Source organism: Yersinia alsatica, from assembly GCF_902170305.1.
In the GTDB taxonomy this organism is placed as follows: domain Bacteria; phylum Pseudomonadota; class Gammaproteobacteria; order Enterobacterales; family Enterobacteriaceae; genus Yersinia; species Yersinia alsatica.
The window spans coordinates 75,830-92,021 of record NZ_CABHWW010000028.1; the positions used below are offsets into that span (position 1 = coordinate 75,830).

The window sequence follows — 16,192 nt, forward strand, 5'->3', positions numbered from 1 at the left end:
ACCAATATTGCGATAATGGGGTGATACCTTAGAGAGAACGCGCACTATGTTATTGCAAATAATAATAGTTCTCAATACTATTTGTATTCACATAAGAATCACGAATATATTTAACTTTCTATCAAGCCGCTACCGGACATGAATTTGCACGATGAGTGGTCAATAGACTCGAGCAATAAAATTAAGAGGATTGAGTGTGAGCAGGACAAATGAGTATCCGGATAGTCAGAGCTTGTTAGCAGACACTTTGGCTGGCAGTGATTCATGGTGGCAGCACATAGCGCAGTGGGGAACACCGTTGGTGGAGCCGGTAGCCGCTGGCAAAGTAAAACTGACTTTTCTCTGGCGCGATCGGCAGGGCAAGGCGCACGACTCGGTTTATAGCCGGGTCTATATCGACGTCAATGGTGTGACAGACCACCATAGTGTGAATCCGGAAACCCTCCAGCGCTTGGGCCAGACTGACGTGTGGTATTGGCAAGCCGAGGTAGAGTCTGATTTTCGTGGCAGTTATTGCTTTATTCCTGTTACCGCAGAGCAGTGCTTAAATTTACCCGAGGGCACGCCACAAGAGCGGCGTCAGGCACAGCGGAATTGGTGGATTTCATTGCTGGACTTGGCCGAAAACGACCCATTGAATCATACGGCGGCGCATTGCAGCTACCGGGGGATGCCGCTGTCTGGAGTGCACTTAGCGGATGCCTTGCCGCAAGCTGCCTGGCAGCCGATTGATGCCGGACAAAAACTGCCCATCGACCCAAAACGACTGCAACTTATCACCTGGAGCAGCCCACTGTTAGGTAACAGCCGCAAAGTGTGGATTTACCACACCCTTGATAATCAATGCGTTAGTGCTGAGGATAAGGCCGAGCGGCCTCTGGCTATCTTGCTTGATGGTCAGTATTGGGCGCAGGGGCAGACAATCTTGGGGGTGTTGGACAATGAAACTGCCGCCGGTCGTTTGCCAGCCAGTGTTTATGTGTTGATCGATATTATTGACCAGCCGCATCGCTCGGAAGAGCTGCCCTGCAATCAAGATTTTTGGCAGGCACTGCAAACTGAATTATTGCCACAAGTTGCCTTGCTGCAACCCTTCACTGATAAGGCCTCGCGTACTGTAGTGGCTGGGCAAAGTTTTGGGGGATTGGCTTCGTTATACGCCGGATTACATTGGCCGCAACGTTTTGGTTGTGTGCTGAGCCAGTCTGGCTCTTTTTGGTGGCCAGATGTCGACAATTTCAAGGCGTTGACGGCGGGAACAGCCAAACGTCAGGGCTGGCTGACGGAGCAGGTTTATCAAGGTCTGGGTGCTAACCATCCATTGGATATTTTTATGGAAGCCGGTCGCCGTGAAGATGTGATTTATCAAGTCAATGAAGCCATGAGTGAGGCACTGCGCCAAGCCGGGCATCGGCTGCACTACCGCATTTATGCGGGCGGGCACGATGCCTTATGTTGGCGCGGCGGTTTGATTGATGGACTGCAATGTTTATTAGGTTCTACTGATTCAAAACAAGGAAGTCATAACCATGAGCAATGAAACGCAAGTCAATCCGTTTGATAACGAAAATCTGCCCTTTTTGGTACTGATCAATGAGCAGCAGCAATACAGTTTATGGCCGCAAATTACAGCGATCCCGGCCGGATGGGAACCGGTTTATGGCCCACAAACCAGAGCCGACTGTGTGAAATATCTTGAGGCTAATTGGACCGACATGCGCCCGGCCAGCTTGATTCGAGCAGAGGCTGGCCAGCGATAACGCCGGTCGTAGGTGAAAGGAATTATCGAACTGTCGTAGGTGAGAATTATTGTCGGCGCGGGTGCCGCAATAAGTCGTTTGTTGCCAAAAAAAGGAATACCCATCGTGTCAAAGGATTCAACCCCCATTTTCGCGGATGCTGCGGCTATTGAATTACCCCTGATTGCAGCACAACCCGGGATCTGGTTTGCCGACCAGCTAAGTCATCAAAAGAACCTGTTTACCGTGGCGCATTACATTGAACTGGCAGGTCCATTGGACCGAATACTATTTAGCGCCGCCGTCAGACAAGGATTAGCTGAGGCTGATACCCTGCATGCCCGTTTTTATGATAGTCACGATGGCCCGATACAGCGTATCCCGCTACAGCTCGATGCAGCAGACATGCCAGAACTTACATGGCTGGATTTGAGCTCTCGCGCCGATGGGCGTTTGGTAGCACTGACACTAATGCAGGACGATACCGCGGCAGACTTACCGGCGGATAGCGAGGATCTGTTGTTTCGGCACTGGGTTATCCGGGTACCGGACGAGCAAGGAAAATCCGTCTGGTTCTGGTATCAACGTTATCATCATTTATTGCTCGATGGCTTCAGTTTCACCGCAATTACCCGCCGTATTGCCGATATTTACACCGCGCTATTGCAACAAAAACCTATTGGGGAATCGCCGTTTACTCCATTTAGTGATGTAGTCAGTGAATATTTGGCTTATGCCGGCTCAGAAATCCAACAGCGTGATAAGCAATTTTGGCAACAACATACTGCGGATTTACCCGCTGCCATTTCGCTCTCATCAATAAATTCCCCTATTCGAGTAGAGCAAACTGATAATCGCGTATTGCGTCAGCGCATTGCTATCGACCCGGTGTTGTTTGGCCGCTTAACACAGCAGGGTGCTGAGCAACGTTTTGTCGCTGCGGATATGACCATGGCGCTATTGCTGATTTATTTTGCCCGTATGAGTGGCGAAATGCGCCTATCAGTGGGGTGCCCGTTTATGCGGCGCATGGGATCGGCGGCGTTGTCAGCCACTGGACCGGTGGTGAATGTCCTGCCATTGCAGGTAACTTTACAACGTGAAATGCACATTCTTGATGTGGCGCGGGCGGTAGCTAACGAGCTGAAAACAGTGCGCAAGTATCAGCGCTATGAAGCGGAGCAACTACGACGTGATTTGGGGATGGTGGGCTCCCAACGGGCGCTGTATGGCCCGGTACTGAATTTTAAAATGTTCGATTTTGCCCTTAATTTTGGTGAGATAACCGGCATTACCCACACTCTTGCCTCTGGCCCAGTCGATGATTTAGAAATTGATATTTACCTCGATAATGGTCAGTTAACGCTGGAAATACTGGCGAACGCTGAGCGCTATGACGACGCCAGCCTGCTTGAGCATGGCGCGCGCATACAATTCTTGTTACAGCAGTTGGCGACTCAGCCCGAAATCACTGTTGGTGAGCTCATTCTGACACCAGAAAAAGAGCTGCAATTGATTGATAGTTGGGCTAATGGCCCGGCATTAACACTGCCCGCCGGTGTGGTTTCGGTGTTGGATATCTTCCAGCAGCAAGTCAGTGCACAACAAGATGCCATCGCGGTGAGTTGTGGTGAGCAAAACCTGACTTATCGTCAGCTTTCAGCCCGTGTTGCTCAACTGGCAAGAGCACTGATTGCCAGAGGTATTGGCGCTGAAGATGTGGTGGCGATTGGTATTCCGCGAACGGTGGATTCGCTGGTTGCCATTTTGGCGGTCTTGGCCAGTGGTGCAGCTTATATGCCCCTGGATCTGGACTACCCGATGGACCGACTGATGCTGATGTGTGAAGACGCCAGTCCGTGTTTGCTCTTGGCCCATCAATCAACCGAAAACCTATTATCACCGTTGACGGCCACGAGTGGGATGCCGCTAGTCTGTCTGGATGATGATACTTTCCGGCGTGAATGCGCCGCTTTCCCAACTCAATCCATCAGTGATCCAGAACGCCGGCAGCCAATGCAGAGTGATCATCTGGCTTACATGATTTACACCTCCGGCTCTACCGGGCGACCAAAAGGGGTAATGAGCACTCACGGTGGGTTAGTCAACTTGCTCGTGGCGCATCGTACTCATCTGTATGGCCCGGCCATGGCGGAATTTAAGCAGCATAACTCGCGGCGGATGCGTGCTGGACATACCGCGTCATTTTCCTTTGATTCCTCTTGGGAACCGCTGTTCTGGATGATGATGGGCTGCGAAATGGTCATCTTTGATGAAGAGATGCGCCGTGATGCCTACGCCTTGGTGCAGATGATGGATCAAGTGCCGATCGACACTATGGATATTACTCCGTCATTCTTCACGCAAATGATCGACAGTGGTTTGTTGGAGCAAGTGCGTCATCGACCAGCATTCATTATGATTGGCGGCGAGGCGGCGACGCCACGGTTATGGCATCTGCTGAAACAGCATCCTGAGCTGAATGTCGTCAACTTCTACGGCCCGTCGGAATACACCATTGATACCCTTGGCGCTAACACTAAAGTATCGGAGCAACCGGTTATTGGCCGCCCAGTGGCAAACACCGAAGTCTATTTGCTCGACAGTCAACTTGCCAAAGTACCGGTTGGTGTCGTCGGTGAGCTATATATTACCGGGCCTGGCTTGGCTCGCGGTTATTTAAATCGGCCTGATTTAACGGCGGCGCGTTTTGTGGCGAACCCATTCCGTCACGGCGAAGTGATGTATCGCAGCGGTGATTTGATGCGCTGGACTGCGCACGGGCAGTTGGATTTTGTTGGTCGCATTGACCACCAAATTAAAGTGCGTGGTTTCCGTGTTGAACTGGGCGAGATAGAAAATGCGCTGGTGGCCTTGGCAGAAGTCAGCAGCGCCGTGGTTATCGCTGAAGCTATTGGCGCGACGCACCGGTTGATTGGTTACTGTGCTGTACCAGATGCACAGCTGCGCGCCAGTGACGACCTCAACACCCGCTTGATGAGTCAACTGGCCGTGACCTTGCCGGATTATATGGTGCCCGCCATCCTGATCGTATTGGATGAAATGCCCCTGACAGTGAACGGCAAGATTGATCGTCAGGCGCTACCTGCTCCACAACACCGGCACCAAGCTGGTGGCCGTCAGCCGCAAACTCCACAAGAAACACTGTTATGCGAAGCTATTGCCAGTTTGCTGCGTGTCGACAGCATCGGTGCGGAAGATGACTTTTTCCAACTCGGCGGCGACAGTATTTCAGCCATGGCACTGGGTAGCAGCTTGCGCCGCGCGGGTTTCCGATTAGCGCCACGCGAGATTTTTGCTCTGCGCACCCCAGCCCGGATGGCACCGGCGTTACAGCCATTATCTGGAATAACATCAGCCGGAATAATAACGGCTGAAATATCAACCCCATTGGCAGCGGCTTTACCTGAAGCGCTATGGCGGGCAGCCAGTGAAAAATATGGCCCAATAGTGGATATTTTACCGGTATTGCCGTTGCAACAAGGGTTGCTGTTCCATGCTCAGCTAGGGCAAGAAGCTAATAATTACAACGCCATTAGCCGATTTGATCTTCAAGGTGAGCTAGATATCGAGCGCTTGCGCGATGCATTGGAAAGTTTGCTGCAACGCTATCCGCAACTGGGGGCGATTTTTGACAGTGAGCTGCACCATGAGCCGCTACAGATCTTGCCGCAGATCCAGAATGAGGCGCGCCGCTGGCCGTGGCAGCAATATGATCTCAGCGCACTGACCGCTGATGAACAGAGAGCTAAAACGCAGCAAATTGAGCGCGAAGGGCTGGCGCGGGATCTGGTGAGTGACACCGCGGGAACCTTACAACCTTTACTGATCGCCACCTTAATCCGCTACAGTGCCGAGCGCCACTCCTTGGTGATCATTGCTCATCATCTGGTGGGTGATGGCTGGTCCTCGGCGATCCTGCTACATGATTTACTGCATCTGTATGGTAACGACCAGGTATTACCGCCTCTTAGCGTCAGTTATGGTGACTTGATTCGCCGCATGACGGCGCGCGATTTGCAACCCGATAGGCAGGTTTGGCAGCACGCTATCCGTGGCGTCACACCAACAATTCTCTATCCCGAAGCTAACGCCGCTGGCCCGGTACACGAATGGGTTATTGAGCTGGACAGTGAACTGGAAGCTGCTCTCACCACCCTGCAACGGCGCGAGGGCATCACGCTCAACACCTTATTGCAAGGTGTCTGGGCCACCTTATTAGGGGTGCTAAGTGGTCGTGATGATGTGGTCTTCGGCTCGCCGGTTTCTGGGCGTTTCAGTGACCTCGACGGTATTGAACAGCATGTCGGACTGTTCAGCAATACCATTCCGGTGCGAGTGAAATTACAGCCGCAGTTGCCACTGTTAGCGCAGTTGGCGGCCTTACAGCAACAGCAGATCCAGTTACTGGAGCACGATGGCCTTGGTTTGGGCGAGATCCAGCGCCTGGCGGGGACAAATACTTTATTTGATACCTTGCTGGTGGTCGAGAACTACCCCGAAAACAACCAATTGCATCAGCAATCTTTCCACGGCCTGCGCTGTGATGCACTGAATAATCGTGGCTATACCCATTATCCACTGACCTTATTAGTGTTGCCGGGTGAGAAGTTACATCTGCAACTTGAATACCGTGATGCAGTCACTGATCCGCAGCGCTTAGCCCAGCGGCTGGTGATGTTGCTCGAATATCTGGTCTGGCAGCCAGAGTTGCCGTTATCTGCACTGGATTTACTGACGCCCGGTGAGAAAGCCTTGTTAGCATCAGTCAATGACACTGCCGTTGCTCTACCGGCGCTCACGTTATGTGATTTGATGAACCAGCAGTCACAACTGACACCACAGGCTTTCGCCTTGCTTGATGTTAACGAAAGCCTGACTTATCAGCAGGTAAATCAGCGAGTTAGTGCTCTGGCAACCTGCCTGCGGCAGCAGGGGGTGCAACCCGGTGATCGGGTGGCAGTTGCATTGCCGCGCTCAGTTAACCTGAGTTTGGCTCTGATGGCTATTCTGGCGGCCGGTGCCGCCTATTTACCGCTGGATACCGGTTATCCTGACGATCGTTTGGCTTATATGATAAGTGATGCCAAACCGCGGTTGATTATCACAATCAATTCGTTGGCTGAGCGTTTTACCGCTCAGGCCCCCCTATTGTTGCTGGATCAATTGCCATCATCGGATCAAATGGCCCAATTACCCGCAGTGGTGATCACTCCGGATCATCCGGCTTATCTGATCTATACCTCGGGTTCTACCGGGCGGCCAAAAGGGGTTGTGGTTTCACACGCGGCTATCGTTAACCGCCTGTTATGGATGCAAAATGAATATCCGCTGGGCAGTGATGACGTGGTGTTGCAAAAGACACCGTGCAGTTTCGATGTCTCGGTGTGGGAGTTTTTCTGGCCAATGATAACCGGAGCCAGATTAGTGATGGCTCCGCCAGAAGCACATCGTGACCCAGATGCATTACGCGCCATTATTGAGGATTATGGCGTCACGACGGCCCACTTTGTGCCGTCAATGCTGGCAGCTTTTGTCAGTGCAATGCATGAGCAGCACCAACCTTGCCATAGCCTGCGACGGGTATTCTGTAGCGGCGAGGCATTATCACGCGAGCTTTCGCAGCTATACCAGCATATTTTCACTGCGCCATTACATAACTTATATGGCCCCACCGAAGCGGCGGTCGATGTCACTTATCAGCCTGCGTATGGCGATGCATTAGCGCGGGTGACCGGCAATAGCGTGCCGATCGGCAAACCGGTCTGGAATACTCAACTGCGGATTCTTGATGGCATGCTGCGCCAAGTTCCTGTCGGCATAGCGGGCGATCTCTACCTGTGTGGCGTGCAACTGGCGCACGGCTACTATGCTCGCCCAGATCTGACGGCCAGTCGTTTTGTCGCCGATCCTTATGATCGCGGGCAGCGCATGTATCGTACCGGTGATATTGCTCGCTGGTTGCCGGATGGCACGGTCGAGTATCTGGGGCGCAGCGACGATCAATTGAAGATTCGAGGTCAACGTATTGAATTAGGTGAAATTGAGTCTGCACTGTTGGAGTTGCCGCACGTTCAGCAAGCGGTGGTGCATGCCCGCACTTTGGTCGGAGAAGAGGGGGCTTTAGCGGGTGCTGATACTCGCCAGTTAGTGGGCTACATTGTGCCGGTGGCTGGGGCAGAAGACATGGATATGGAAACCTTGCGTAACCAGCTCAGTGAGCGTTTACCCGCACATATGGTGCCGGTCGTCATCATCAGCCTGAATGCTTTCCCGCTGAGTGCTAATGGCAAGCTGGATCGCAAGGCATTACCCGCCCCAGTTAATCAGGCGGGCAGTGGAGGACGCGCGCCACAAGTGGGGTTGGAAAGCTTGATTGCCGGGTTATTTGCCAATTTGCTGGGAATTGAGTTAGTCAGTGCCGATGATGATTTCTTTGCACTGGGCGGGCACTCTTTGCTGGCAATGAGACTAGCGGCTGATTTGCGCCGTGAGCTGCAACAGCCCGTCGCAGTAGGGCAGGTGATGGTGGCTTCGACAGTAGCAACATTGGCGGCAGCATTGAGCTTACCGCCATCCGAGCAACCTGCGGTTAAAGCGGGTTTCAGCGAAATACTTCCCCTACGTAGCGGCAAGGGGAATCCGCTATTTTGTCTTCATCCGGCCTCAGGTTTTGCCTGGCAGTTCAGTTTATTACCACGTTATTTACCGGGTAGTTGGCCAGTATTGGGGATTCAATCACCGCGCCCACATGGGGCAATTGCTACCTGTCAGGATATGGATAGCCTGTGTGACCATCATCTGGCAACGTTACGCCAGGTACAGCCGCAAGGGCCTTACCATCTTATGGGTTATTCACTGGGCGGCACCGTGGCACAGGCCCTGGCGGTAAAATTGCAGGCGCAGGGTGAGGAAGTGGCTTTCTTGGGGTTATTGGATACCTATCCACCGGAAACGCAGGACTGGAACGCCCCGATTGAGGCCGAGGCACTGGACGAAGTTGAACGTGAGCGAGCTTTATTTATGGCGGCGGCCGGGGATGAGCTGGAAGAGAAGCGCGAGATGTTTGCACAAATCCAGGCTAACTATGACGATGCTGTTGGGTTGTTATCGGGTGCTAAAACACCAGTTTATGACGGTGAAACCACACTGTTTGTCGCGACTCAAACCTTACCTGCCGGAGAAACCCCCGAAGAAATTTGGCGGCCTTATGTGAAGCAGCTGCGGACTTACAATTTGGATTGCTCACATATTACGATGATGTCACCAGAGACATTAAAAGTTTTAGGGCCGATTTTGCAGCAGATATTTAGGGAGATTAAGTCGTTGTCATAGCGGGATTATTGGCATCTCCAGTTTATATTTATTGAGTGATTGGTTCGGTTGTTAAAGTATCTGAGTTTACTTAACTTCGCGAGCCACAACCGGTTAAGGGGGGCACCCCGTTATACCCAAGAGCTTAAATTACAATCAAGTCAGATGACAAATCACCCATGCCATATATAATGGATATAACCAATATATCCATTTGTGTGGCGAGGTGAATGATGACGACTAGAGTGAATACCGTCAGGCGTAAAGAGCCCCCCTATGAAATCAAGACTGTGAGTGGGAACGAGCTGCATAGCTTAAATACACATGCAGATTCTGAATACTTGGTCATCGATCTGGGGAATGCTAAAGGCCGTCGTTCAGACTTCCATAAAACCATGGAGGTAGCCATGAGTGCTGCAATGAATGCAGTGCTGGCATCGATGCCTGAGCTTGTTCCTGCAGTGAAAAAAGGTAAAGTGACTCATCCCCCTCAAGCAGTTAAACCCGCTAATGAGGCTATTGATAGTGCAGATAAGCAGGTGCGAGCGGAGCGTAATGCTCATCGCCGTGAGCAGCTGAATGCTCGTATACTCGAAGATTCTATATGGCTGACAGCGCGTGAGTTGTCAGAAAAAGCGAGTTTCAATAATAGCAATCCAAGTGCAGGGCCGAATCGTTGGAAGTCTGCTGGGCGTATTTTTGCGCTTCAGTTGAACGGAAAAGATAAATATCCTGAATATGCATTAGATGAAGGCTTTCGCCCTATCCCTGTGGTTAAACAAGTTATTTCCCTGTTTGGTGAGAAGAAAACACCTTGGGGATTAGCCATCTGGTTTGGCTCTGAAAACAGTTGGTTAGGTGGGAAGAAGCCGAAAGACGTGCTGGCAACAATGCCAAAGCAAGTTGTGCTAGCTGCGCAGGCTGAACTGGATGGAGGGATTCATGGTTGATTTAGACGACAGGGATGTTGTTGTCAGGAAATTGCCTGCACCTAAGGCCGATTTACAAGTGAACTTCACAACATGGATTGCAGGAAAACCTATCTATCGCATACATTCAGCGGAATTCGCTGCTACTCAGTTTAATCCGGGTAAAGGCGGAGCACGATTTAGCCCGATGAGTAATGGTGTACCCACTCTTTACGGTGGAGCGAGTACCAGTGTGGCGGTGATGGAGACTATCTTTCATGACTTACCCTCAAGTTCTGTCGGCACGCCCTATGATTTGGGTAAATTAGAGGGCTTGGCACATTCCGCAGTGAAACCCTACGAAGATCTTCATCTGGTGGATCTCAATCCTAAGACATTGAGAAAAATGGGCGTAAAGAGGGCTGATATCTTGGATTCATCGGCGGATCAATATGTTTTCACCCGTGAATACTTTGTGGCAATACAAATATGCTTTTAACCTCAAAACCTCAAAACCTCAAAACCTCAAATCTATGGTTTTGATGTTGAATTTCTCTTTTGACGTTGAGCGCAATCAGGAATATTGCCGACGAGGATAGAGGGTAGAGTGAGCGGGCATGGACGCCCGCGAAAAGCGCGCTTGAGCATGGATGCAAATCGCGCTGGCTCGTCAGCCCGAAAGACGCAGGAGGTTTACCCGTAGGGCAATATTTCGCGCAAGCCGCAGGTGCAGGAGGGCCGGCGAGCCCTCCTGCTCGGTTGAGGTGACAGAGATAAGTTGATCACTGAACGATTATCAACCGAAACTTACTCCAGCACTCCCCTATTCAAACAACCGAAACCTACTCCAACACTCGATCAACCAAAACCTAAAACCGTCCCTTGGGTATCACCAGCGGCGTATGGGAAACCGGATCATCAATGATCAAACACGGCATACCAAATACCTGTTCCACTAGATCGGCGGTGATCACCTCTCGCGGCTTGCCTTGGGTCACAATCTGTCCGTCGCGCATGGCGATAATATGGGTGGCGTAGCGGCAGGCATGGTTAAGATCATGTAGAACAGCAACCAGCGTATGATTATGCTGCTGATTGAGATCACTAAATAGCTCAAGTAAATCAATCTGATGAGCTATATCCAGATAAGTGGTTGGCTCATCCAACAGCAATAATGGCGTTTGCTGCGCCAGCACCATGGCTATCCAGACGCGCTGGCGTTGCCCGCCAGATAGTGCATCCACCGGCCTGTCAGCTAACTCACTGACTCCGGTGGCTTGCATGGCATTACTCACGGCCAGTCTATCGGCTTGTGTCCACTGCTGTAATAATTTCTGATGCGGATAGCGGCCGCGCGCCACTAAATCCAACACGCTAATACCGTCCGGTGCTTGCGAACTTTGTGGCAATAACCCTAAATGGCGTGCTACCTGCCGGGTATCAACGCTGGCTATATTCTTGCCATCTAATATCACCTGACCCGCCTGCGGTTTTAGCAACCGGCTCAAGGCGCGCAGCAGTGTCGACTTCCCACAGGCGTTAGGGCCGACGATGACAGTAAACTCCCCATCAGGGATGGCGACACTCAAGTTCTCACTGATGATTTTGCCGTCATAGCCCAATGTCAGTGCTTCGGCTTGCAAGCGAGCAGCCGGTGTGGTGGCTGGGTTAACAATACTCATGAACGTCCGGACTCCCGGATTAAAAGCCAAATAAGATACAGGCCGCCGATGCTGATGGTGACCACGCCCACCGGCAACTGATTCGGTGCGAACAGATGTTGGGAGCATAAATCAGCAGCAATTAATAAGAATGCCCCCATCAGCGCCGAAGTGGTTAAGGTGACGGAGGAGGTGCCCGCCAGGCGCTTGGCAATCTGTGGTGCCGCTAAGGCGATAAAGGAAATTGGCCCGGCCGCCGCCGTGACCGCTGCCATCAAAATTACCCCAATAGCCATCAAGCCCAGACGTGTTTTCTCAACCGGAACACCTAAGGCACCGGCAGCATCATCGCCCATCTCCAACAATGGCATACGCCGACTTAGCAACATGGCAGCCACGGTGGCTATCAAGATAAATATTACCGATGGCAGGCCTTTGGCCCACGTCAGCCCATTCAGCGAACCGGCACCCCAAGCGGCGGCTGTCATGGCGGCCTCCAATGATGCAGTGATGGTCAGCCAGGTATTGAATGCCGTCAGCATCGCGCCAATGGCAATACCCACAATAATCAGCCGAAAACCTTGAACCCCTTGGCGATAAGCTAACAAATAGACCGCAATTGCAGACAGCAAACCGCCGCCAAGGGCGCTACTGGCAATCTCAAAATAGTTGCCGTTAAACAAGGTGATTGCCACCAGCGCGCCGGTATAGGCTCCCGCATTAAAGCCGATGATATCGGGGCTGCCTAAAGGGTTACGCACTAATGATTGAAATATTGCGCCACTGATACCCAGAGCCGCGCCGAAAATTAGCGCCATTACCGCTCGGGGCAGTCGCCATTGGTTGACAATAATATTCGCCGCGCCACTGGTGTGGCCGAATAGAGCATCAAGTACCTGTTGAGGAGATAACGATAAAGTGCCGATCATCAGTGCCAGTAGGGCACCCAATAAGCAGGCCAGAAGCAGCAAACTGCTCACTATCAGATTACGAGGCTGGATGCGCAGATTTATCGGGCCATCAGGGCGGCCGAATAGCCAAAGTGAAGTGGCTGGTTTCATAGTGCGGTCATCCTTTGGTTACTTCGAACCAGCCAGATCAACAAAGGTGCGCCAATAAACGCGGTGACGACGGAAACCCGTAATTCCCCGGGAACCAAAAAACGGCCCACAATATCAGAGACTAATAACAGAATAGGCGTCATTACCAGTGTGAAAGGTAGAATCCAACATTGATTCGGCCCGACAATCCAGCGAGCAATATGCGGTACCATCAGGCCAACAAAGGCGATAGGGCCGACGGCGGCGGTAGCAGCGCCACAGAGTAAGGTCACGGTGACTACCGTCCAAAATTGGGTTTGTGCAATGCGCGCGCCAATGGCGGCGGCCAAATCTTCCCCCATATGCATGGCATTGAGTGGGCGAGCCAGCAGCAAGGCTATCACGCAGCCGATAGCAATTGCTGGTGCTACCGCCATCACCACCGACATATTGCGAATATCCAGAGAACCGGCTTGCCAGAAGCGCACCTTGTCGTAGACCTGCGGATGAGTCAGTGAGATGCCGGTGGTAATCCCCAGTAACACCGCGGCGATAGCCACGCCAGAAAGTGTGAGGCGCAGGGGATTCACTCGCCCACCTCCCAGGGTACCCACCCAATACACCACCAACGTGGTGACCATGGCACCGATAAACGCCGAGATCATATAGCCATGAATGGCCTGAACGCCGAACACCGTAATCCCTATCACTACGGCAAAGCTGGCTCCAGCATTAACGCCCAGAATTCCAGGATCAGCCAGCGGGTTGCGGGTCAGTGCTTGAATCACTGCACCCGATAGCCCCAACGCGGCACCGGCAAGCACCCCAATTAGCGTGCGAGGCAGACGTGATTCTAAAATTAAAATACTGTCGGCGCTGTTGTGCTCCCCCAACAAACTCTGCCAGACCACCGAAAAAGGGATGGCTTTGGCACCGAGCATCAGGCTGGCGGCCATCACCAGTAGCAAGACAACAATGCTGAGTAACAGTAAAAACCCACGGTGGGGCGGGGCGGGTTTCAGCGATTTCAATGAAGATGGATTTGGGGAATCAGTGGCTGACATTGTAACTCTTCTTTAACAAATGATTATTGTTATCGTTTTGATTATCATTATTATTTGTTTGATGTATGTTAACACGACTTATTATGGGAATGCATCGGCAAAATCAGCTGACTTACCCTATTTCTGGCAGCAATATTTTCAACTTTCTATTTTTCATAACCATGGCAGGTAATTCTTACCAACATTAACGGATTAAACAATCATGGCAAAATCGCCAATTCTTTTAGATTTCAGCCTGTTAAAGACTAACGCTAACTTTCGTGCCGTATTTTTTGCCCGCTTTATTTCGATATTAGGGCTTGGGATGCTGACGGTTGCGGTGCCGGTACAGATACAAATGATGACCGGATCTACCTTGCAGGTCGGGCTGGCAGTGACTTTAGATGGCATAGGGATGTTTATTGGCCTGCTGCTGGGAGGAGTGCTGGCAGACCGGCTTGACCGACGTAAGCTGATTTTATTCGCGCGCTTTACCTGTGGTTTAGGTTTTATTGGCTTAAGTTTCAATGCGTTTTCCGCTACCCCTTCGCTGTGGGTACTGTATGTATTAGCCGCCTGGGATGGGTTCTTTGGTGCATTGGGCATGACGGCGCTGATGGCGGCTACACCGTCATTGGTCGGACGCGAGAATCTGGCCGCCGCAGGGGGATTAAGCATGTTAACCGTGCGCTTTGGCTCGGTTATCTCTCCAGCGATTGGTGGCTTGGTTATTGTGTATGGCGGAGTGGGTTGGAACTATGGCATTGCCGCCGTGGGGACGATGTTAACCTTGTTGCCGCTATTGAGACTGCCTGCAATGAAACCGGCAACTCACCAGCATGAGCACCCGCTACGGGCATTAGCCACCGGGATTTCGTTCGTTTTTAGCCATAAAGTGGTGGGTTCCGTGGTGTTGCTGGGGACGTTGGTCAGTATGATTGGGGCGATTCGAATTCTGTTCCCGGCACTGGCGGAAAATACCTATCATGTTGGGGCTTCACAGATTGGTTTGATGTATTCCGTCGTGCCACTCGGCGCGACGATTGGGGCTTTCACCAGTGGCTGGGTGAATCAGGTTCGACGCCCCGGAGTGGTATTGATGTACAGTTCGATTGCCGCCTTTTTAGCTATCGGCACCTTAGGATTAACCCATAATTTCTATCTGGCGCTGCCCGGTTTATTGCTGTACGGCTATCTGGGTTCGATTAGCGGATTACTGCAATATACCTTGGTACAAACCCATACGCCGGATGCTCTACTGGGGCGGGTAAATAGCTTGTGGAATGTGCAGTTTGTTGCCGGTGAATCATTCGGTGCCTTGGGGCTAGGTGTGCTAGCGAAAGTCATGGCGCCGGCGCTCAGCGCTCTGACTTTTGGTGCGGCGGCAGCGGTATTGGGCGGCATAATCGCCGTCTGCGGCGGTACATTACGTAGGGCGACTATGGGGGGCGAGGGGGAAGACAATAGTGCGGATGAGGTCGTCACGGACTAGCTTACAGGGTAGCGGTCTGGGCGCTATGTTAGCTGACTGAGTTAACCGCCCGCTGCATAATATTGCGGCGAAATAGACTCGGGGAAGGTTCACTCCCCGAGTGTCGGTATCGCACCGAACTTTACCTGCGATTTGAATAACTAAACTGTTTTACCAACGTCAGTTCGCCGGGGTTACGCATCGGTACAATCACCATCTCCTGCTTCTCATTGCTGGTCCCTTCCTCAGTCACGATAGTGATTTGCGCCGTGGTCAGAATGTCGCTACCACGGCCACCGTAATAGTTTACGTACACTAGATATTGCCCACTATCCGGTGCTGGCGAAGAGAAAATCTCCGGGCCAAAACCAGTGGTGACATCCATATCCAGCGCCCCACCATTTTGCAACTGTCGGCCACCATACCAAGCATGCTGACCATCGGGAGTGACCACATGCAGGTCGAGATCGGTGTTATCGGTATCCCATGACAGCACAATCCGTAGGCGCGCAGGGATAGCGCCGCTGCCTCTTTTAGCATAAAACTGGGTACGATGTGCCGCAGTGCGATCAGGGCTACGAACTTCGACACTGTTACTGCCTTGGGAGAAGATATAAGGCCGTTTAAAATCGCCCTCGTCTTCAATTTTGAGCGGCATACTGACGCCATTAACAATCAGCCTACCCGGCTCTTGTCTGGCTTCATCCTTGGGCTTTTGAAAACCTTTTATCTGACCACTGATCAGCGCTTGTGCCGACTGGTTGGCGGGCGTATTCACTGACGCGGCCGGATAGTTAACCTGCTGGGTAAAATTGGCCCCTTCACCTGAAGTGTCATGCCACCCGGCGACCGGCGTATCAATCACCACATTTTGCGCTGCCATCGCCGATATAGCGGGCACCAGCAACACTAGCGAACACATCCTGTATAGCAAGCGAGTAATCATAGTGTAATCCTGAAAAACATAGAGTCCTTTGATGACGATCCTAGCGCTA

The 16,192-nt window shown here is 51.9% G+C and carries 10 protein-coding genes; 6 read left to right on the plus strand and 4 right to left on the minus strand.

Annotated features, from left to right (window positions below):
- Positions 1-196: 196 nt before the first annotated feature.
- From fes to FTA96_RS17545, 5 genes are all read left to right on the plus strand, one after another.
- Positions 197-1,540, plus strand: coding sequence for an enterochelin esterase (fes, locus tag FTA96_RS17525; protein ID WP_145574422.1), 1,344 nt, complete (start codon positions 197-199; stop codon positions 1,538-1,540).
- Positions 1,530-1,760: an MbtH family protein gene (locus tag FTA96_RS17530; RefSeq protein ID WP_050134247.1), complete on the plus strand. Its 231-nt coding sequence runs from the start codon at positions 1,530-1,532 to the stop codon at positions 1,758-1,760. The genes fes and FTA96_RS17530 overlap by 11 nt, the downstream gene beginning before the upstream one ends.
- 105 nt (positions 1,761-1,865) lie before the next feature.
- Positions 1,866-9,095: a non-ribosomal peptide synthetase gene (locus FTA96_RS17535; protein WP_145574424.1), complete on the plus strand. Its 7,230-nt coding sequence runs from the start codon at positions 1,866-1,868 to the stop codon at positions 9,093-9,095.
- 209 nt (positions 9,096-9,304) lie between these two features.
- Positions 9,305-10,024, plus strand: coding sequence for an integrase (locus FTA96_RS17540; protein WP_235897518.1), 720 nt, complete (start codon positions 9,305-9,307; stop codon positions 10,022-10,024).
- A complete protein-coding gene (locus tag FTA96_RS17545) occupies positions 10,017-10,481 on the plus strand; it encodes an RES family NAD+ phosphorylase (protein WP_235896007.1) in 465 nt (154 codons plus the stop codon). Before FTA96_RS17540 ends, FTA96_RS17545 begins: the two co-directional genes overlap by 8 nt.
- A gap of 370 nt (positions 10,482-10,851) precedes the next feature.
- On the opposite strand, the gene FTA96_RS17555 is transcribed toward FTA96_RS17545, so the two are convergent.
- Genes FTA96_RS17555 through fepD form a run of 3 tightly spaced genes read right to left on the minus strand, consistent with a single transcriptional unit; the run spans position 10,852 to position 13,747 of the window.
- Entirely contained in the window at positions 10,852-11,664 is an 813-nt protein-coding gene (locus FTA96_RS17555; protein ID WP_050108535.1) for an ABC transporter ATP-binding protein, read from the minus strand.
- Positions 11,661-12,704, minus strand: coding sequence for an iron-enterobactin ABC transporter permease (fepG, locus tag FTA96_RS17560; RefSeq protein ID WP_134957231.1), 1,044 nt, complete (start codon positions 12,702-12,704; stop codon positions 11,661-11,663). The genes FTA96_RS17555 and fepG overlap by 4 nt, the downstream gene beginning before the upstream one ends.
- Positions 12,701-13,747 carry a Fe(3+)-siderophore ABC transporter permease gene (gene fepD, locus FTA96_RS17565; RefSeq protein WP_145574426.1) on the minus strand — a complete coding sequence of 349 codons (1,047 nt, stop codon included), beginning with the start codon at positions 13,745-13,747 and terminating at the stop codon, positions 12,701-12,703. The genes fepG and fepD overlap by 4 nt, the downstream gene beginning before the upstream one ends.
- Before the next feature lie 202 nt (positions 13,748-13,949).
- Between fepD and entS the strand changes: the two genes are divergently transcribed.
- The gene (entS, locus tag FTA96_RS17570) at positions 13,950-15,218 is read left to right on the plus strand and encodes an enterobactin transporter EntS (protein ID WP_145574428.1); all 1,269 of its coding nucleotides are present in this window, start codon (positions 13,950-13,952) and stop codon (positions 15,216-15,218) included.
- 121 nt (positions 15,219-15,339) lie between these two features.
- Here entS and FTA96_RS17575 read toward each other — a convergent pair whose 3' ends face one another.
- A complete protein-coding gene (locus tag FTA96_RS17575; protein ID WP_145574430.1) occupies positions 15,340-16,143 on the minus strand; it encodes a YfaP family protein in 804 nt (267 codons plus the stop codon).
- Positions 16,144-16,192 lie beyond the last annotated feature (49 nt).